This window comes from Pseudoalteromonas sp. 4NS20-0020, from assembly GCF_057554385.1.
In genome coordinates, this window is the sequence record NZ_BAAJMI010000004.1 from 330,120 (window position 1) to 348,259 (window position 18,140).

Annotated in this window: 20 protein-coding genes and 1 tRNA gene; 4 read left to right on the top strand and 17 right to left on the bottom strand. The window is 39.9% G+C overall.

From position 1 onward, the window contains the following. Nucleotides 1-37: 37 nt before the first annotated feature. The 5 genes from AC27JL_RS12100 to AC27JL_RS12120 are packed head-to-tail and all read right to left on the bottom strand — an operon-like array spanning nucleotide 38 to nucleotide 4,032. A complete protein-coding gene (locus tag AC27JL_RS12100) occupies nucleotides 38-1,579 on the bottom strand; it encodes a serine hydrolase (protein WP_248519559.1) in 1,542 nt (513 codons plus the stop codon). Nucleotides 1,580-1,592: 13 nt separating this feature from the next. After that, the gene (locus tag AC27JL_RS12105; RefSeq protein WP_008128736.1) at nucleotides 1,593-2,084 is read right to left on the bottom strand and encodes a gamma-glutamylcyclotransferase family protein; all 492 of its coding nucleotides are present in this window, start codon (nucleotides 2,082-2,084) and stop codon (nucleotides 1,593-1,595) included. A 35-nt stretch (nucleotides 2,085-2,119) separates the two neighbouring features. Then, nucleotides 2,120-2,746, bottom strand: coding sequence for a LysE family translocator (locus AC27JL_RS12110; RefSeq protein WP_487195711.1), 627 nt, complete (start codon nucleotides 2,744-2,746; stop codon nucleotides 2,120-2,122). Nucleotides 2,747-2,757: 11 nt separating this feature from the next. Continuing rightward, a complete protein-coding gene (locus tag AC27JL_RS12115) occupies nucleotides 2,758-3,531 on the bottom strand; it encodes a hypothetical protein (RefSeq protein ID WP_487195712.1) in 774 nt (257 codons plus the stop codon). An 18-nt stretch (nucleotides 3,532-3,549) separates the two neighbouring features. After that, entirely contained in the window at nucleotides 3,550-4,032 is a 483-nt protein-coding gene (locus AC27JL_RS12120; protein WP_006791174.1) for a CreA family protein, read from the bottom strand. A 206-nt stretch (nucleotides 4,033-4,238) separates the two neighbouring features. On the opposite strand from AC27JL_RS12120, the gene AC27JL_RS12125 reads away from it, so the two are divergent. After that, nucleotides 4,239-4,568, top strand: a complete 330-nt coding sequence (locus AC27JL_RS12125) for a 5-carboxymethyl-2-hydroxymuconate Delta-isomerase (protein WP_006791175.1) — start codon at nucleotides 4,239-4,241, stop codon at nucleotides 4,566-4,568. Nucleotides 4,569-4,574: 6 nt separating this feature from the next. Here the strand turns inward: AC27JL_RS12125 and AC27JL_RS12130 are convergent, their stop codons facing one another. Next, nucleotides 4,575-5,540: a LysR family transcriptional regulator gene (locus tag AC27JL_RS12130; RefSeq protein ID WP_487195713.1), complete on the bottom strand. Its 966-nt coding sequence runs from the start codon at nucleotides 5,538-5,540 to the stop codon at nucleotides 4,575-4,577. 137 nt (nucleotides 5,541-5,677) lie between these two features. Here AC27JL_RS12130 and AC27JL_RS12135 point away from each other — a divergent pair, with 137 nt between their 5' ends. Further along, nucleotides 5,678-6,493 carry a DUF4437 domain-containing protein gene (locus AC27JL_RS12135; RefSeq protein WP_487195714.1) on the top strand — a complete coding sequence of 272 codons (816 nt, stop codon included), beginning with the start codon at nucleotides 5,678-5,680 and terminating at the stop codon, nucleotides 6,491-6,493. A 64-nt stretch (nucleotides 6,494-6,557) separates the two neighbouring features. On the opposite strand, the gene AC27JL_RS12140 is transcribed toward AC27JL_RS12135, so the two are convergent. The 4 genes from AC27JL_RS12140 to AC27JL_RS12155 form a co-directional block, all read right to left on the bottom strand. Continuing rightward, nucleotides 6,558-7,139: an outer membrane beta-barrel protein gene (locus AC27JL_RS12140; protein ID WP_487195715.1), complete on the bottom strand. Its 582-nt coding sequence runs from the start codon at nucleotides 7,137-7,139 to the stop codon at nucleotides 6,558-6,560. A gap of 187 nt (nucleotides 7,140-7,326) precedes the next feature. Then, nucleotides 7,327-7,403: transfer RNA gene (locus tag AC27JL_RS12145), tRNA-Ile, on the bottom strand. A 285-nt stretch (nucleotides 7,404-7,688) separates the two neighbouring features. Continuing rightward, nucleotides 7,689-7,847, bottom strand: a complete 159-nt coding sequence (locus AC27JL_RS12150; RefSeq protein WP_006791179.1) for a YqaE/Pmp3 family membrane protein — start codon at nucleotides 7,845-7,847, stop codon at nucleotides 7,689-7,691. 63 nt (nucleotides 7,848-7,910) lie between these two features. Continuing rightward, nucleotides 7,911-8,474, bottom strand: a complete 564-nt coding sequence (locus tag AC27JL_RS12155) for a BON domain-containing protein (protein ID WP_006791180.1) — start codon at nucleotides 8,472-8,474, stop codon at nucleotides 7,911-7,913. A gap of 320 nt (nucleotides 8,475-8,794) precedes the next feature. On the opposite strand from AC27JL_RS12155, the gene AC27JL_RS12160 reads away from it, so the two are divergent. After that, on the top strand, nucleotides 8,795-9,451 hold the full coding sequence (locus tag AC27JL_RS12160) for a LiaF domain-containing protein (protein WP_243531813.1): 657 nt from the start codon (nucleotides 8,795-8,797) through the stop codon (nucleotides 9,449-9,451). 55 nt (nucleotides 9,452-9,506) lie between these two features. On the opposite strand, the gene AC27JL_RS12165 is transcribed toward AC27JL_RS12160, so the two are convergent. Further along, nucleotides 9,507-9,923 carry a VOC family protein gene (locus tag AC27JL_RS12165; RefSeq protein ID WP_006791182.1) on the bottom strand — a complete coding sequence of 139 codons (417 nt, stop codon included), beginning with the start codon at nucleotides 9,921-9,923 and terminating at the stop codon, nucleotides 9,507-9,509. A gap of 247 nt (nucleotides 9,924-10,170) precedes the next feature. Here AC27JL_RS12165 and suhB point away from each other — a divergent pair, with 247 nt between their 5' ends. After that, the gene (gene suhB, locus AC27JL_RS12170; RefSeq protein ID WP_006791183.1) at nucleotides 10,171-10,974 is read left to right on the top strand and encodes an inositol-1-monophosphatase; all 804 of its coding nucleotides are present in this window, start codon (nucleotides 10,171-10,173) and stop codon (nucleotides 10,972-10,974) included. Between the two features lie 62 nt (nucleotides 10,975-11,036). On the opposite strand, the gene AC27JL_RS12175 is transcribed toward suhB, so the two are convergent. From AC27JL_RS12175 to tgt, 6 genes are all read right to left on the bottom strand, one after another. Continuing rightward, nucleotides 11,037-11,846, bottom strand: a complete 810-nt coding sequence (locus AC27JL_RS12175) for a substrate-binding periplasmic protein (RefSeq protein WP_006791184.1) — start codon at nucleotides 11,844-11,846, stop codon at nucleotides 11,037-11,039. Nucleotides 11,847-11,877: 31 nt separating this feature from the next. After that, entirely contained in the window at nucleotides 11,878-13,647 is a 1,770-nt protein-coding gene (locus AC27JL_RS12180; protein ID WP_243531818.1) for a bifunctional diguanylate cyclase/phosphodiesterase, read from the bottom strand. A gap of 128 nt (nucleotides 13,648-13,775) precedes the next feature. After that, entirely contained in the window at nucleotides 13,776-14,729 is a 954-nt protein-coding gene (gene secF / locus AC27JL_RS12185) for a protein translocase subunit SecF (RefSeq protein WP_006791186.1), read from the bottom strand. A gap of 9 nt (nucleotides 14,730-14,738) precedes the next feature. Continuing rightward, nucleotides 14,739-16,598 carry a protein translocase subunit SecD gene (gene secD, locus AC27JL_RS12190; protein ID WP_006791187.1) on the bottom strand — a complete coding sequence of 620 codons (1,860 nt, stop codon included), beginning with the start codon at nucleotides 16,596-16,598 and terminating at the stop codon, nucleotides 14,739-14,741. A 19-nt stretch (nucleotides 16,599-16,617) separates the two neighbouring features. Then, nucleotides 16,618-16,953, bottom strand: coding sequence for a preprotein translocase subunit YajC (gene yajC / locus AC27JL_RS12195; protein ID WP_006791188.1), 336 nt, complete (start codon nucleotides 16,951-16,953; stop codon nucleotides 16,618-16,620). Between the two features lie 25 nt (nucleotides 16,954-16,978). Continuing rightward, on the bottom strand, nucleotides 16,979-18,106 hold the full coding sequence (gene tgt / locus AC27JL_RS12200) for a tRNA guanosine(34) transglycosylase Tgt (protein ID WP_006791189.1): 1,128 nt from the start codon (nucleotides 18,104-18,106) through the stop codon (nucleotides 16,979-16,981). Nucleotides 18,107-18,140: the final 34 nt, after the last annotated feature.

The window sequence follows — 18,140 nt, forward strand, 5'->3', positions numbered from 1 at the left end:
GCGACTTTGGTGTATAACCATATAACTTGAGCGTTAATCATTTAGTTTTTAAATTTAAATTTCTAAAGTCAAAGCTAAAGTCGGTCACGGCTGTTGAAACTGCACGCATGTTGGCGCTATTAACACGGTTAGCTGTACTCATTTCAAAACTAATAAACGCATCGGCTTCGAGCAGCTTTTCGTCCCACTTAACAATAAACGTATTGCCTGTATAGTGCTCAAGTGTGCCTTTTAAGCGTTTTGTGTGCGTAAAATCAATTCGTAATTTACCATCAAGCTCTTCAATAATAACGTCGCCATACCAATCATCGTTTAGTGTACCAGTATAATTTATACTAGGTAGCTGTGGCTGATAATCCGCAGGGGTTGGTGGTGTCGCATTTGCGTATGCTTTTTGCTTACCTTCAAAATGCTTTTTGGCTAAATCTTCAACCCAATCTTTATCCTCTAGGTTGAGCACATCTTCAAGTACTTCGTGGGTAACTGCACTTAAAGCACTAAATGCTTGCTGATTAGACAAAATAACAATACCGATTTTTTTTTCTGGTAGTAACGTAACTTGCGACACCATCCCTAAAATACCGCCACCATGACCTAGCTTTTTAAAGCCGTGGTAATCCTCTATGCTCCAACCTAAACCATAACCTCTAAATTGTTGATGGTATGCCTCAAAGGCACTTTTAGATGCCATAGAGGTAATGTGCGGATGCCACATTTGCGCTTGTTGTTTTTCACTAAACAATTGATCGCCATTAGGCATTTTGCCGCCAGTCAATTGAGTGCGTAGCCATTGGCTCATATCCTCTACACTCGATGCAATAGCACCTGCACCTCTAAAGTCTTCAAGGTAATTAACAAAAAATGGGTGTAAGCTTCCCTCCATTGGAATATGCCCTATTGCCCAGTTTTTATTACTTTTTGGGATACGCGAAAAACCTGCGCGTGAGTTAGTCATTTTTAGCGGCTGTAAAATATGTTTTTCAACGTAATCGTTCCAGCTTATGCCAGATACACGCGCTACAACTTCACCTGCTGTTACAAACATCAGGTTGTTATAAGCGTATTTACTACGAAAACTGCTGGCTGGTTTTAAGTATTTTAAGCCTGATAAAATATCAGAAACTGATTTATCTGTGCTTGGCCAAATCATTAAGTCGCCTTGCCCAAGGCCTAAACCACTACGGTGGCTTAGTAAATCGCGCACTCGCATTTCCCGGGTTACATATGAGTCGTATAATCTAAATTCAGGTAAATGGTCGATTACGCGGTCATCCCAGCGTAATTTCCCCTCATCGACTAATTTAGCTAACGCGGCGCTGGTAAATGCCTTTGTATTTGATGCAATACCAAATAACGTATCTTTATTTACTTCAGCCTTTGTATTTAGGTTTGCAATACCAAACCCTTTAGCGAGTACAACCTCGTCATTTTCAACAATAGCAACGGCCATACCTGGCACATCAAAGCGCGCCATAGAGGTTTTAATGACCTCTTCTATTTTGTTGGTATCAACCTGTGCCCAAGTATTAAAAGTAGCACTGGCCAGCAGTGTAAAAGCCGCTAAATTAGTCAGTTTCATGTTAGTCCTTTTATTATTGATGCACTGCAAATTCAATTGCTGCGCGTTCTTTATTAGGATCGCTCTTTTGTGGGCGATTAAGTATTGCATCACTGTAAGCCTTTGGTACGCCCGCTTCAAGTGCTCCGCGATGAACATGTTTAACGTACCAATCGTAGGGTAAAACGTCCTCGTCGTGTGTATTTGCAATATAACAATGGGTATCAATTGTTTGCCCATTTAACAGCTCAACCGTTATATCTACACAATCGTAACCTGGGCCTTCTATCGCATCTAAAGTGAGTTTTTCGTCAGTGTTAACCTCATAGACCACACCGTATACTAAGGCATCTGCTTTATCAGTTTTTTGAATACTGCATTTACCCGAACCATCAGAAAAAAGCATATCAAAGGTTAGCTCATACCCTTTAAGGATTGCTGTGCCCACACGCTTTGCGTTTGGCAAACGTGCCAACAAACGATTAGACGACATGTTAGATCCAAACGAAAAATTATATAAAGGCATGTTTACTCCTGCTTGTATTACATAAATTGAACAAGTTAAATAACAACACGTACAGCCAACGCAATTAAAATAACGCCAATACCTCGGTCAAACCAGTAGCCGCGTTGCTGAAAAAAATCACGCACGCAGGTTTTAGAAAGTACCAACGAAAGCGCAGAAAACCACGCCCACGTTGCAAGCGCCATATAAATACCATAACCAATTTGCACACTCACTGGCGTTGTTTGACTTATTACCAAGGTAAATAACGACATAAAAAAGAGCGTGGCTTTTGGGTTCAGTGCGTTAGTGAAAAAACCGCGTCTAAAAGCAACCCAAATAGACTCCTCTGGAGCTGTTTGGTTATCAATATCATTGGTTGATGATGCGCCCGGCTTAGCCGCTCTTAGTGCTTGTATTCCAAGATAAGCCAAATAAGCGCCTGCTACATATTTAAGTGCCATAAACAAACTAGGCGATTGAGACAAAATAAGCGCCACACCCATTACACAATAAGCTATGTGCAACAAAATAGCGCCGCCAACGCCTGCACTTGTCCACAATGCGTTTCGCCTACCTTGTTGCACACTTTGCTTTAGCACAACAGCAAAGTCAGGACCTGGGCTTGCTACTGCAAAGAAGTGAGCAATAATAATTAATAAAAATTCATCTAAATAGTCCACACTTATCCTTGCTAGTTAGGTACATACGCCAGTAATAACGGGTTTGCCGATTCACTCACCAGCGCTTTAATTTCTTTTTGCGCTTTTTTGAATTGGCTTCTTAAATGGGGCTTTAAATGTTTTTTAGATACGTTGTCTTTTTTGAAGTAGCAAACCAGTGCATGCATAAATACCGTATGTGTTTCGCTCAATTGTGCTTCACGGTTAGCGTACGGGTTGTAACATGAGCCGCACCCGCCTTTAAACTGATACACCGTATTGCTCATCATGACACCAAAACCTAAAAAACAGGCAAGCGCATCAGCAGCTTGGGGTAAAAAGTCCTTCCCCCCTGGAGGCAATACACCCACATGATGAATCATAATAGTAGCCAGTGTTCCGGCAAAACTGGCAACTAAATCTTGGGGCTGATTTATTTGATTTGGGTTAAATGAAATATTAATAACATGGCTCGGCGGCACAATTAACTCACAGCGCTCACCACGTATTACACTACTAAACTCAAAACGAGGAAACACTTGTGGCTGTAATTGCTGAGGCGCAACTAATTGAATTGGCCATGCACTCATTCCCGCATACGTAGTTACTCGCTTAAATACGCTGGTGGCCATTTGCTCAATACTTGATACCGAATCAGGAAAATATTGCCCTGTAGGCAATATTATTTGCGTGTGTTTAGTAAAAAACTCAGCATCAAAATTTTCTACAGCCCAAATAAAAGTATCAATAAGCCATTGCTGCTCTTGTTGCTCTAACAAAGGCGCTGATTTAAATAACGCTAACATAGTGTACTCTTAATTTAATTATTCTTGCTCTTGTGCCCACTGCCATGCTTTCGTGTTATATAAAGGCACAGTAGATAATGCATGGTGATGACTGCCGCTCGACTCTTTTGTTGAATACGACAAATATAATAATGTGCGAGTTTTAGCGTCGTATATTCGGCGCACCTTTAACGATTTAAATAAAATGCTCTTTGATGACTTAAACACCACCTCACCAGACTTACTACGATCAATTTCTTGTAATTGCTCCGCGGTGATTGGCCCTGTTTGACGACACGCAATCGACATGTCTGACGGGTCAGAAAAGTCTAAATCGGCCTCAACATGACTAATATGACACGTCACTCCTTTAATGATCGGATCTTGTTGTGAGTTCACCACCACATCTTTTGTAGTAAACAAACCTAAACTCACCGACGCCACATCATCAGAGCAGGCACTTAACGTAATTACTGCGCCCATTAGCACGGCTAAATGTTTTATTTTTTGCTGAAATTTCATACTCATCCTTAATATAAGCTAGGTCTTTTTACACGCTTATTTTAATAAGCTTGGGTTCACCTGTGTGTTTTTATACTAACATCAAAAATCAGCACAACTAAATTACTTTAAAACAAACATTTTAGCCGTATGGGGTTTAGCGAGCCGTCGTGTATTTGTTACAATTAACGACACGCTTAATGCCGTAACCAACAGGAACCACCCGCATGCCGCACATTATTATTGAGCACTCAGAAGACCTCCCTGTATTACCTCAAGTACTGGTAGAAAAAATCCATAAATGCACATTCGAAAGCGGTTTATTTGATTTAGAAACTATAAAAACTCGCGCAGTTGCATATCAGCAGTATCAATTGGGTGTGGGTAAAGAAGGGTTTATACATGTGCAAGCACACATTATGGCAGGGCGAACAGTAGAGCAAAAGCAAACTCTGAGTGAGCACTTACTTGCGTGTTTAAAAACCTATTGCAGGGAGTCTGACAGTTTAAGCGTTAATATTTACGACATGGACCACGAGATATATCGTAAAAATTAACACAATTCAGGCCTTGTGCTCATCATCACAAGGCCACTCGTCTTCAGTCAAAATATGCTTTGCCAATAGCGATGCCCTAAGAGCCATTATTTTACTTTTTAACTCATCACGTATCAGCCTTATTGCAGGCGAAATAAACTGCCGACTCGGAAGCACTAACCACATTTCTGTTAAGGGTATTTTATAATCGGGTATTATTCGTTTGAGCTTACCGCTAAGCAAATCATCTGCTACATCAATGGCTGACTTTTTTGCAATCCCAGCACCATCGACACACCAGCGTCTAACAATATCACCATCGTTTACAGCTCTATCGCTGTTCATTTTAACTTTGTATTGCTGTGTATTATCATAAAACTCCCAATCCGCATGCACTACTTCGTAAAGTTTGTAGAGTAATGCGTTGTGCTCGCTCAAATCGTTCGGCACTAACGGCTCGCCATTCAGTTTTAAGTAACTAGGTGAAGCGCACACCACGTGTGGAATATTACAAATTTTAAATCCATATAAATTAAGCTCCTCAGCTACACCTTTTTTCATCGCTCTTAATGCAACATCAATTCCATCACGATAAAAATCAGCACGGCTATCACTTGCATGTAACCTCAAAGTTATAGAACTATGAAGATCCATAAGCTCATTAAGCAAAACACGCATTAAATTACGTCCCATTTCAGACGACACCGCCATTCGCACTTCGCCTGTAATACACTCCTGCTTTTCATTAATAACCGCTTGCCCTTGCATTAGTAGCCCAAGCGCCTGTTCGCATAATGGTAAGTAACGCTCACCTTCAGCGGTCAGTCTTATCTTTCTAGTAGTGCGAACAAATAGTTGTGTACCAAGAGCTTGCTCTATTCGTTTAATAGAGACACTCGCTGCCGACGAGCTCATATCCAACTGATGCGCAGCCGCTGTTATTGATTGAAGCTGTGCAACTTTTAGTAATACGCGTAAATCTGCAATTTTCATAACCGCCCCTTTATAAAACTATTCGTTGATGCTGCCAATTATCCACGTTTTAACGAAACTGTATTAAACATTAGCCTGTTTATGGAATGAAAAATACTCGCTATTGTGTTTCTATCCCAACGCAAAGGAAAATATTTATGAAATGTAGAATTGTCCTATCAGCTTTAATACTCACAACTTCGCTTATATCTGTACCTACTTTTGCAGACGAGCACGAATCAAAAGTAATACCTGCAAACAAAGTCAAATGGGGCTATTTAAACCCATTAAGAGGCGATCAAAGTCCCGGTGCAGCCGATTTATGGGGCGATCGTACCGTAGATACCGCAACAGGTATGCTAGTACGCTTTAAAAAAGGGTTCGAGTCCCCGCCGCATATTCATAACATTACTTACCGAGGTATCGTAATTGAAGGCCAAATGCACAATGACGACCCCACAGCTGAAAAAATGTGGATGCCTGCAGGATCATTTTGGACACAACCTGCCGGTGAAAACCATACTACTGCAGCCAATGGCACTACAAATCTAATTTACCTAGAAATAGACTCAGGCCCTTATTTAGTAAAACCAACAAACAAACAGTTTGATAATGGTGAACGCCCATTAAACGTACATAAAGACAACCTTGTTTGGCTAGACAAAAACGACGTAAGCAATATTAATGCTAAAGGTGTACAAACAACCTACCTTTGGGGAGACACCGAGACAATGTACGGCTCAATGATAAAACTACCAGCCGGGTTTAAGGGGGAAATTAGCACAGATGCGGATGAGTTTCGTGCAGTGATAATTGCAGGCAACGTGCAATACAGCTCAAAAAGTAACTCACAAAACTTAAGTGCAGGTAGCTTTGTAGAATCTGGGGGTAAATTCATTCACTCGCTTGAGAACACAAGCGATATACCAGCAACTATTTACATTCGCTGCAATGGCTTATACCACGTAAATTAGCGTGTTATAGCTACGTAAAAACTAAAAAGCGCACTAATAAGTGCGCTCATTTAACTGCTTGTGATCAAAAGCTGTAACGTGCAGTTAAGCTAATATAATCTAAATCATCTATTGTGGTGTAGCTAGTACCTACAGATAAATTTGTATTCACATAGTAACGAGCACCTAAAGTGATAGCTGTTTCACTGTCATCAGCAATATCAATGTAACTTAAGCGGCCATCAATTTCGATGCTATCAGTTAGCATTGATCTAACCCCAACAGATAATCCATAGCCATTTTCATCATCCGACAAATCAGTACCGCTGAACGATACTTCAGTTTCAATGTTTTCGTACGTTACTAAACCATAAAAGTCAGTGCTTTCACTAATTGCAGTACGGTAACCCACGCCTGCGCTCAACCAATTTAGATCTACATCCAAACCATCTTCTGAGTCGCCTACAGTCTTATATTGACCAGACACAAAAAAGTTATCGCCCAGTAATTTACTACCATCAAGCGTCCAACCGTTTAAATCATCGCCATCAAGATCTGCATTTAAATAACCGCCAGACACATAATTAAAGTTAGGTGTTTCTGCAAATACAGCAGGGGTGACAAAAACTGAGCTTAATAATAAGAGTGCGACTTTATTCATTTTCATGGTACTTCCTTTTAGATATATTTTAACAACATATTGTTGTACCCAATAAAATACACAGCTATATATTTGATTGCAATTAGAAATTTTATAGATTAATTAAAAATCAATATATCAACCAATAAAGGATAATAATGTAGAGCTTTGGATTTTAAGTGCGTAAAAATTTAATAGGGATCTACTTGGAAAGTGGTGGCCCCTCCCAGACTCGAACTGGGGACCTAACGATTATGAGTCGTGTGCTCTAACCAACTGAGCTAAGGGGCCAACTTTATATAACTGCAAGGCAGTTAATTTTTGAAGCGTTCAGCCACAGAGCGACTAAAGCGGGTTGCAGTATAAAAACTTTTTTAGGGCTTGTCACTACCAAAAACCTTTATTTTAACAATCAATAAGCTAACTGCTTAAATTGTAATCTTTTAAAGAGTGTGAATGGGTAAATTTGGGGAGTTTTAGGAAAATAAAGTAAAAATGATTAAAAATAATATTTATTAATAGAATGCGCTGAGCAATATTTACCTACAACTGCCGTAAACATAGCTCAGCTGCGCATTATTTTTTAGCAATAATATAAATTGCATGTATTAACCCAGGGAAGTAACCCAATAGCGTTAATAAAATATTAATCCAAAAATGCATACCTAAGCCCACTTGTAAAAAAACACCTAGTGGTGGTAGCAAAACAGACAGTATTATGCGAATGATATCCATTATTTAGCTCCTTCAAACAGTTAAAAACAAAAAGCCCAGCAATGCTGGGCTTTGAGTATAACGTTATTCAGCTACGATAGATAAGTTATCTACCACATCACGTACGTCTTCAGCATTTTTTGCAATTTCGATTGCTAATTGCTTTTCCGCTGATGATTCAACTGAGCCGTTTAATGTAACAACACCATTATCGGTATCTACATCAATATCGGTTCCACCTACTTCAGAATCAAATAGGAAACGTGTTGTAATAACGGTGGTGATTTTAGCGTCCGTTAGGTCGTTATCATCATCCATCATTTTAGAATCTGTGTGTTTAGCGCTCATGTTTTTAACAACGGTTAGGCTGTTTTCAACGTCCATGACGCCATCTAGACTAAGTACAAGCTCTTCTGCTAGCTCTTTCTCTACTTCGCTATCAACTTTACCTGTAAGTACTACCTTGCCATTTGTTACATCAGTGTTTATGTCAAAGTTGTTTAGGTCTGTGTTCATAAGAAGCACAGTTTCTGCCTTGCCATCAATCCAAGCATCTTTACTTTCGTTTTCCCAGCTGTTTGCTTGTGCACCCATTGCTGTTGTACCAAGAACTAACGCGGCGATAATAGATTTGTTAAATGTTTTCATAATCTTTCTCCTTTTGATTAAAGACACTTTAACTAATGCGAACATCAAGCCAACTTTATTTACCATTCAAAATCATAAACTTAACGAAAAACATAGACTCTTATAGGTTTAACGCATTTCCCCTATTTACAGGCAAGTGAGTAAAACTTTCTCAAAGTGTGAAAATTACTAGATTATTGCTATTTTGGTTAATGTATCGTTAATATAACAACTAAACAAAAAGCCTTTAAAAATTAAACTATTGATAATAAACAAAATTAATTTTGGTATACGGTTTGCTAACTAATTAACTAATTGCAAATACAATTAAGGAATGCCCCATGTCTGTAAAAGTTGAAGACCGCCCAATAGAGCAAGTACGCGAACAAGTGATTGATCAGTTAATTTATAACTATAGCCATGGCGTTATATCGGTTGAGGCATTTGAAAGACGATTAGACAAAGCAATGGATGCAAAAGACAATTCTGTGCTGCTTACGTTAGTAGAAGACTTAACACTTAATACCGACAAGCAATACAAAGCTGAAAAGCAATCGCAGTTTACGCCTAATTACAGTGCTCAACAAAATAGCGATGACGACATTACACTGCGCAGTATTTTGGGTTCTAACGAGCGAAGCGGACAATGGGTGGTCCCTAAAAATATTTACCTAAATAATTATATGGGCTCTGTGGTGCTTGATTTCACCGACGCCATTTTCACGCATCAAAACGTGACAATTCATGTTAATTGTATTTTTGGTAGCGACGAAATTTACGTACCCGAGCATGTTAATGTTGTGTCCAAAATGTTTTGTATTTTAAGCACGCTAGAAAACAAATCAGTAACGTTAAATAAGCGTCAAGGTCCTACCATTCATATTGAAGGCAAAGCGATACTAGGGTCGGTTGAAGTAAAGATAAAACGTACCATAAAAGAAAAGTTCATGAGCTTTGCAAACGATTTAAAGTCACAGCTAGGGGTAAGCAGTAAATAAGTGCAACTGTATTTGCTTTAATATGGCTGCTTTTAGCAGCCATATAGTGGTGGGCTTAAAGATCATTATTTCGTTCTGCAGGTATATCCGACAAGTACTCTACAAACTCAACTTCAAAGCCCGAAGGGTCTCTGAAGTAGATATTTTTTCTAAATGGGTTTTCATTGCCTTGCTTATGAACTGAAAAACCCGCTTTATTTAAACGAGACACCGTATTATCTAAATTAGCCGTCACGTAAGCAAAATGAGCAAACCCAACTTGATGCCCTGAAAGCGCTCTATTTTCACCCTCACCATGATCGCTCATTGCTATGTATTGCGTGTCGTCACCAAAGTGGACCCAACGCCTTGGTTTTCCATACCATTCACCCCGCCCTTCACTTCGTATTACCCAGTGGGGAAAAATGGCTTGGTAAAAGCGAATCATGGTATCAATGTTTTTAACAACTAAATTTACGTGTTCTAAATACATACTGTTTCCTTGTGAGTTAATTTAAACACACAATAAAACCTCAAGTTAACTTTAGGTAAAGCGCTTTTTTAAATTTTTAGTGGGTCATTAAAAATACACTTTTGTTTTAATTAAATGTGCAACACTTTCAAGGCTGTACAAAAAACACCCACAAGTATTTAGGGTTTATTGTTTACTTTATGTCAAAAGTCGCTAAAATACGCCGGCTGAAAATACAAACGTTCTTTTACAACCCAAAGGTAACTCCATGCATCCAATGTTAAACATTGCGGTTCGCGCTGCGCGCAACGCAGGCAAAATTTTACTTCGCGCTGGCGAAGATTTATCAAAAGTTGAAGTGCAACAAAAAGGCGCTAACGACTTAGTAACTAATATTGATAAAGAAGCCGAAGCCGTAATCCGTGACACTATTTTACAGTCTTACCCTACTCACTCTGTTGTGGGCGAAGAACTAGGTGAACACAAAGGCAAGGATGATGATTACCAATGGATTGTAGATCCTATCGATGGAACAACAAACTTCATCAAAGGTATTCCACATTACGCAATCTCTATTGCACTTAAAGTTAAAGGTCGTTTAGACCAAGCCGTTATTTATGATCCGATTCGTGGTGAGCTTTTCACTGCATCTAAAGGTCAAGGCGCACAACTTAACAGCAAGCGTTTACGCGTGAGTAAAACAACTGTTCTTGCTGGTACAGTTTTAGCAACGGGCTTTCCTTTTAAGCATAAACAACATACAGATGCATACACTGAAGCGTTTAAAGCGTTATTTGTTCACACTGCAGATATTCGTCGCGCAGGCTGTTCTGCATTAGACATGGCGTACGTTGCTGCTGGCCGTGTTGATGGCTTTTTTGAAATTGGCTTAAAACCTTGGCACTCTGCTGCAGGCGAGCTTATGGTTAAAGAAGCGGGTGGTATGGTTGTCGATTTTGCTGGTGGTAATAACTACAACCACAGTGGAAATATCATCTGTGGCGCGCCAAAACTGACTCAAGCTATTATTCGTGAAATTCGTCCAGTGTTAACTGAGTCGTTACTTCGCTAATAAATTGCTTTTACCAATATAATTGGTACAACAAAAAAGGAGCCTAGGCTCCTTTTTTGTTGTTAAAAATATGGGTTTATTAGCTTAATCTCTATAGTTTCCCCTTTTGTATAAGGAAGGGAATTTAAATCTGTAGCAAAGTATTCATAAAATAACGCATCAAACTCGCCGTTTTGCTGCATTATTTTAATTCCCTGCTCAAGCGCTTTAGCCAACTCAGGCTTATCCTTAGACACAAAATAATATAGCGCTGTTGGGTAGCTAATATATAAATTAGGCACAATACGTAAATTTTTGTGATCTCGCTCTAAAAGCTCAGAATTGACTTCAATAAATGATCGCGGAAAGTAATCTATGCGGCCTTGGCTAGTAAGCGCAAACATGGCTTTTAAGTTTGATAATGGTCTCACGTTTAAACCGTTATTAACCAATATGCGCGTATCAGGCCAATCATGCCCCTGTACCGAGCTCAGTTTTGATAATTGCTCAAGCGTTTTTATATCTTTAAATTTATCTAAATTCTGTTTATTTGTAACTAACGCTCTTTTGCCTATATACCCTTTGAACAATGGAATTTTAATGGCCGTGGCTAATGACTCTCGTTCAGGGCTGCTCATACTCCAAAATAAATCAAGCGAGCTATCATCAAGTGACATTAAATTGCGTTGCTGATGCGGGTGTACAGCAACACGTTCTATTTCGACAGGATACTGGGCTCTTATCAATGCCTTGGTTAGCATGTCATTGAGGTAATCATCACGGGCAAAATGCGCATGTTGATCTTTCGGAATTTTTACAATATTAACTTCGCTTGCTACAACACTTCCAATAAACAAGCTCACTACACATACGATACACTTTAATGGCAACATCATGATCACCTATAAGTAAATTACCTTTTTACTATTTGCTAATCGCTACTACTGGAGGCGCAGGGCGCCTTCGCTTGCATGTAAAAAGATAGCTATGACGAAATCGTTTGGCTTCTTTTTTCGCATCCGTTGCTAATGCTGCAACCTGATGGCTATTTTTGCACTGCTGTAAATCGGGTTCAACTAATCCTATTGATAAGGTAAGTAAAGGTACAAACTGCTTTTCACCTTCACGATTTGTAGCCCAATACCCTTTGCTAGCTATGTGATTGGGCGTAAAAAAAGCACGAGAACGATGTTCAAACTGTTCAATAATACGGTTACAAATACTTACCGCATCGCTTTGGTCAAAAACAACCATAAAGTCGTCACCACCAATGTGTCCTACAAAGTTAGCACTATTTGTACAGGCTTGCACTGTTACATCAGCCAATAATTTAATGACACTATCACCACTCGCGTAGCCATAAAGATCGTTAAACTGTTTAAAGTGATTCAGGTCAATATAAGCAAGATGAAATTTATTTTTATTACGTAACCTATGCTCTATAGCTTCGTTAATTGCAACATTGCCTGGCAACATTGTTAGCGGATTTGCATGTTGTGCGTGGCGAATTTTTTCTTCTGTTATATGTTTTAAAATGTCTCTTAGTGGCGCAAGCCCTAAATAATTGCCGCCTCTAGTAATAACAATATGGCGCCTAATATCGAAGTCTTGCTCAGTTATTTGCTTACTCACCGTATCTAGCTTTTGGTCTTCATCAACAATTAGGGGTTGTTTATCCATTAACTCTATAACAGGGCGCTTATCATAAAGAGCATGACCATAGGGTGCTGCAAATACCTCGGTAAGTTGGTCTTTATGTAGTAGGCCCACTGGCTGACCCTGTTGATTAATTACAGGTATGCTAATAATGGCTTTGTCTTGCTCAAAGAGTAAATGAGCGTCTTTGCATCGGGTATCACTTGCTATGGCCTTTTGTGGTTGGCTTAGCGCGCCAATCGCCATTGACTGGTCAAACTGATCACATAATTTAAATGTAAGTGCTTGTATTTGAGCAGAGCTAAAATCACGACTTGGTTGCAAGTTCGGTCGTTCAAATAAAAAACCTTGTACATTATTAATGCCTAAACTTTCAACCAGAGCGAGTTCCTCAGAGCGCTCAATGCCTTCTGCAATCACTAAGGTGTTTGTTGCTTTAGCTAAAACAATAATTGATTTTAAAAACTCCTTTTTAACCTCACTCTGATCGCAATGATCGATAAAATAACGATCTATTTTTACATAGTCAGGACGCAGTGCAGACCACTGCTTTAAGCCAGAGTACCCAGCTCCTAAATCATCAATTGCAATGGTAAAACCGAGCTCTCGGTAATGCGCAATGGTTTTAAGTAATAAGTCGTCGTTATCTACTTTGTCTTGCTCTGTTACTTCTATAACAACACGATTAGTCGCTAAACCAAACTGCTCGGTTAGGTGGCGTGTTTCGCCTTTTGGGTGGCAAGGGTCTAGTAGCGTTTTTGGACTCACATTTAAAAAAAGCTTACCTTGTAAATTTAGCTTAACAAAGTTTTCTATTGCCTTTGAGCGGCATAGTAGCTCTAGCTCAGAAATAAGGCCCTCTTGATGCGCAGCTTTAAAGAGCATATTGGGCATTTCTAATAAGCTCTTTTGTGGACCTCGACTAAGCGCCTCGTAACCAAGAATGAGCTGACCAGATATATCTAAAATAGGCTGAAATAACGTGGTTACTTCCCCGCTATCTAAAATAGCCTCTAAGGCTTGTCGTTGAAGGGTCACTACTGGCTCAATTATTATTTCAATTAGAGCAATAAAATAGCAATTCTGTATGACATATTTATTTCAAACTCCTATGTTATAGGCAATAAAAAACCGCTCATAGAGCGGTCTTTTTAATGCATTTAAGATTATGGCATTGCCATCGGATCTTGATCTGCACCTTCTTTTTCTATCACTTCTGGTATTAAATCTTCTTTACTTACTCCCATTGCAAGTGCAACCGAGCTTGCAACATATACAGAAGAATATGTACCAATAAATACACCAAACAATAATGCAGTAGCAAAACCATGAATGGTTTGTCCACCCCATACAAACAATGCAATCAATACCAAAATTGTGGTGATTGATGTAACAAGTGTACGGTTAAGTGTTTGCGTAAGTGAAATATCAATAATTTCAACGGTATCGTCGATGCGTACTTTTCGGAAGTTTTCACGAATACGGTCAGATACAACAATAGTATCGTTGAGTGAGTAACCGATTACCGCCAATATTGCCGCTAATATAGTTAAATCAAACTCTAAACCCAGTACTGAAAACAAACCTAAAGTGATAATTACATCGTGTAATAGTGCGCCTACAGCACCCACAGCAAAACGCCATTCAAAACGAAATGCAACGTAAATTAAGATACAAATAAGTGCAGTTAACATGGCTAGGCCACCCTGCTCTTTCAAGTCTTCACCGACACTTGGGCCAACAAACTCAATACGACGCATGACTACGCTGTCGTCCGCTTTTTTCAGTGCATCAATTACTTGGTTACCAATTACTTCAGCTTTAACATCGCTACCACGTGGAGCTAAGCGCACTAATATATCTTGGCTCGAACCAAACAGCTGCACTGATGCATCAGCAAAGCCATTTTCACCAAGTACATTACGCACTTTTTTAAGATCAGCCGGTTGAGAAAAACCCACTTCTACCGCGGTGCCGCCGGTAAAATCAAGACCAAAATTTAAGCCCTTCGTAAACATTGATACTATCGACGCTACAATTAATAGCGTAGAAAAGCCCATTGCCACTTTTCGAAGAGACATGAAACGAAGGGTTCTGCTACCCAAACTTAAAATTTGCATGTCTGCTCCTTAAATAGAAAGTTTATCAATGCGTTTACCACCAATAAATAAGTTGATCACCGCTCGGGTACCAACAATGGCTGTAAACATTGAAGTTAAAATACCAATAGCTAATGTAACGGCAAAGCCTGCAATTGGGCCTGTGCCCACAGCAAACAATATAACTGCCGCAATTAACGTAGTGATATTGGCATCAAATATAGTGCTGAATGCGCTATCGTAACCAAAATGAACGGCTTGTTGCGGGCTACGACCATCGGCCAGCTCTTCACGAATACGTTCAAAAATAAGTACGTTAGCATCAACCGCCATACCAACTGTCAGTACAATACCTGCAATACCCGGCAAGGTTAACGTAGCGCCTGGAATAAGTGACATTATGCCAACAATAAGCACCAAGTTGGCAGCAAGCGCTAAGTTAGCCACTAAGCCAAACCCTTTGTAATAAATAAGCATAAAGGCAAGTACAAACGCAAAACCAAGTGCAACCGCAGTCATACCTGCTTCAATGTTTTCTTGGCCTAAGCTTGGCCCCACTGTACGCTCTTCAACAATTTGAATTGGCGCAACAAGTGCACCTGCGCGAAGCAGTAAACTTAAGTTATGTGCTTCAGCTGGGTTATCAATACCTGTAATACGAAAAGAGCGGTCTAAACGAGCTTGAATTGTTGCCACGTTAATAACCTCTTCTACCTTAATAGGTGGAAGTGCTTTACCGTTTTCGTCTTTTTTACCTGATGGTTTATATTCAATAAATACCGTTGCCATGCGTTTGCCAATTGCACGCTTAGTAAAGGCATTCATTTTTGAACCGCCTTTGCTGTCGAGTGAAATGCTTACTTGTGGGCGTTGGTATTCATCTGCGCCAGATTGCGCGCCAGTGATATGGCTACCTTCAAGAATGATGCGTTTTTTAAGTACCACAGGGTAACCGTCGCGGCTCATGATCATTTCAGTGCCGGCAGGGATACGGCCTTGAGCGGCAGCGCTTGGATCGGCGTTTTCGTCTACTTCACGAAATTCAAGCGTTGCTGTCGCACCTAAAATTTCTTTAGCACGAGCGGTATCTTGCACACCGGGTAATTGCACAATAATACGTTCAGCACCCTGGCGCTGTACGTTTGGCTCTGCAACACCAATTTGGTTGATTCGATTACGAATGATTGTTTCGTTTTGCTTGATGGCGTAGTCACGAATCTCTTTCAGCTTTTGCTCACTCATGGTGGCAAAAAATGCATTATCGTTACTGCTGTCATCAATGTATACGTTAAGTGGGTAACGAGATTCTAAAAAGCGCTCTGCAGCATTTTTATCTTCTTCATTACGCATTTCAACACGCATACGGTCAGAGCCAGCCACGCGACGAACGCTGCGATAACGAAGTTTTTCTTCGCGTAGATCGCTACGGAAATCTTGCTCCATTTGCTCAAGCTGGTTATCAACCGCTGTTGCCATGTCGATTTCCATGGTGAAATGTACGCCACCACTTAAATCTAGACCTAACTTCATTGGATTTCCGCCAAGGGATTTTAACCAAAGAGGTTGAGCCGGCGCCATATTAATGGCTGAAATGTAATCGTCACTTAGCGAGTCACGCAATAAATCTTGTGCTTTTAATTGCTCTTCAACATTTTTAAAACGAACAAGTATTTGCCCGCCTTCAAGCTTGGTTGATTTAACTGCTACGTTATGTTTTTTAAGGGTTGCGTTTACTTTGTCTACTACACTGAGATCAACATCAGCACCTTTAGCGCCCGAAACTTGTATAGCCGGGTCACGGCCATACAAGTTTGGAGAGGCATATAAAAGGCCAATGGCAACCACAGCTAAAACAAGTAAATACTTCCACACTGGAAACTTGTTTAACACGGGGTCGTCCTTATTATTTTTATAGCGACTTCATTGTGCCTTTTGGCAATACAGCAGATACAGACGCTTTTTGAACTGTAACTTCTGCTTGCTCATTTAAAGAGATAACGATGAAATCTTTATCTTCTGCAATTTTAACAATTTTACCTACTAAACCACCTTGGGTTAGTACTTCATCGCCTTTAGCCATCGCATTCATTAAGCCTTTATGCTCTTTAACACGCTTAGCTTGTGGGCGGTAAATTAAAAAGTAAAAAACTAAACCGAAAATAGCTAACATGATTAGCATTTCCATGCCGCCACCGGCTGCAGGTGCGCCAGCTGATGCGTGTGCGTTTGAAATAAATAAACTCATAATACTTCCTCTTTAAATTTAAAGTTTAATTTTTTATATCTGCAAGCTCTGGCACTTCTTGGCCGCGGCGAGCGTAAAAATCTTTTACAAATTCTTCTAGTTTACCTTCGCTAATTGCATTGCGCAGGCCTTCCATAACACGCTGATAGTAACGTAAGTTATGTATTGTGTTTAGTCGTGCACCTAAAATTTCGTTACATTTATCAAGGTGATGTAAATAAGCACGCGAGTAATTTTTACACGTATGGCAATCACAATCAGGGTCGAGTGGACCGGTATCTGTTTTGTGCACTGCGTTACGTATTTTAATAATACCAGTGGTAATAAATAAGTGACCATTACGTGCATTACGCGTCGGCATAACACAGTCAAACATATCTATGCCACGACGTACCGATTCAACCAAATCTTCTGGCTTGCCAACACCCATTAAGTAACGCGGCTTATTTTCAGGCATTTTGTACGCACAATGATCAAGAATATTCATCATTTCGTTTTTAGGTTCACCAACTGATAAACCACCAAGTGCATAGCCGTCAAAGCCAATTTCTTCTAAACCGGCTTGTGATTGTGCACGTAATTCTGGGTACATACCACCTTGAATAATACCAAATAACGCAGAAGGGTTATCGCCGTGGCCTTCTTTTGAGCGTTTAGCCCAACGAAGAGACAGCTCCATAGAGTCCTTAGCTTCTTTTTCAGTAGCAGGGTATGGTGTACATTCGTCAAATATCATTACAATATCTGACCCTAAATCACGTTGCACTTCCATTGATTTTTCTGGTGACATCATTATTTGGTCACCGTTTACAGGTGACTGAAACAAAACACCTTCTTCGGTAATTTTACGCATTGCGCCAAGACTAAATACTTGGAAGCCGCCTGAGTCAGTTAAAATTGGGAAGTCCCAATTCATAAAGTCGTGCAAATCGCCGTGCTGCTTAATAATTTCAGTACCAGGGCGAAGCATTAAGTGAAAGGTATTACCTAAACAAATTTGCGCACCTGTTGCTTTAACTTCATCAGGTGTCATGCCTTTAACAGTACCGTAAGTACCTACTGGCATAAATGCAGGTGTTTCTATTACACCACGGTCAAAAATCAAGCGGCCACGACGCGCTTTACCGTCGGTGCGGTCTAATTCAAATTTCATATCATCCTCAATGTCGGAAAAACAGTCCAACAAG

What these genes read in the sequence shown, in the direction of transcription:
- AC27JL_RS12100 (WP_248519559.1), bottom strand. Translation starts at nt 1,579, where the DNA reads ATGAAACTGACTAATTTAGCGGCTTTTACACTGCTGGCCAGTGCTACT.
- AC27JL_RS12105 (WP_008128736.1), bottom strand. Translation starts at nt 2,084, where the DNA reads ATGCCTTTATATAATTTTTCGTTTGGATCTAACATGTCGTCTAATCGT.
- AC27JL_RS12115 (WP_487195712.1), bottom strand. Translation starts at nt 3,531, where the DNA reads ATGTTAGCGTTATTTAAATCAGCGCCTTTGTTAGAGCAACAAGAGCAG.
- AC27JL_RS12120 (WP_006791174.1), bottom strand. Translation starts at nt 4,032, where the DNA reads ATGAAATTTCAGCAAAAAATAAAACATTTAGCCGTGCTAATGGGCGCA.
- AC27JL_RS12125 (WP_006791175.1), top strand. Translation starts at nt 4,239, where the DNA reads ATGCCGCACATTATTATTGAGCACTCAGAAGACCTCCCTGTATTACCT.
- AC27JL_RS12130 (WP_487195713.1), bottom strand. Translation starts at nt 5,540, where the DNA reads ATGAAAATTGCAGATTTACGCGTATTACTAAAAGTTGCACAGCTTCAA.
- AC27JL_RS12135 (WP_487195714.1), top strand. Translation starts at nt 5,678, where the DNA reads ATGAAATGTAGAATTGTCCTATCAGCTTTAATACTCACAACTTCGCTT.
- AC27JL_RS12140 (WP_487195715.1), bottom strand. Translation starts at nt 7,139, where the DNA reads ATGAAAATGAATAAAGTCGCACTCTTATTATTAAGCTCAGTTTTTGTC.
- AC27JL_RS12150 (WP_006791179.1), bottom strand. Translation starts at nt 7,847, where the DNA reads ATGGATATCATTCGCATAATACTGTCTGTTTTGCTACCACCACTAGGT.
- AC27JL_RS12155 (WP_006791180.1), bottom strand. Translation starts at nt 8,474, where the DNA reads ATGAAAACATTTAACAAATCTATTATCGCCGCGTTAGTTCTTGGTACA.
- AC27JL_RS12160 (WP_243531813.1), top strand. Translation starts at nt 8,795, where the DNA reads ATGTCTGTAAAAGTTGAAGACCGCCCAATAGAGCAAGTACGCGAACAA.
- AC27JL_RS12165 (WP_006791182.1), bottom strand. Translation starts at nt 9,923, where the DNA reads ATGTATTTAGAACACGTAAATTTAGTTGTTAAAAACATTGATACCATG.
- suhB (WP_006791183.1), top strand. Translation starts at nt 10,171, where the DNA reads ATGCATCCAATGTTAAACATTGCGGTTCGCGCTGCGCGCAACGCAGGC.
- AC27JL_RS12175 (WP_006791184.1), bottom strand. Translation starts at nt 11,846, where the DNA reads ATGTTGCCATTAAAGTGTATCGTATGTGTAGTGAGCTTGTTTATTGGA.
- secF (WP_006791186.1), bottom strand. Translation starts at nt 14,729, where the DNA reads ATGCAAATTTTAAGTTTGGGTAGCAGAACCCTTCGTTTCATGTCTCTT.
- yajC (WP_006791188.1), bottom strand. Translation starts at nt 16,953, where the DNA reads ATGAGTTTATTTATTTCAAACGCACACGCATCAGCTGGCGCACCTGCA.
- tgt (WP_006791189.1), bottom strand. Translation starts at nt 18,106, where the DNA reads ATGAAATTTGAATTAGACCGCACCGACGGTAAAGCGCGTCGTGGCCGC.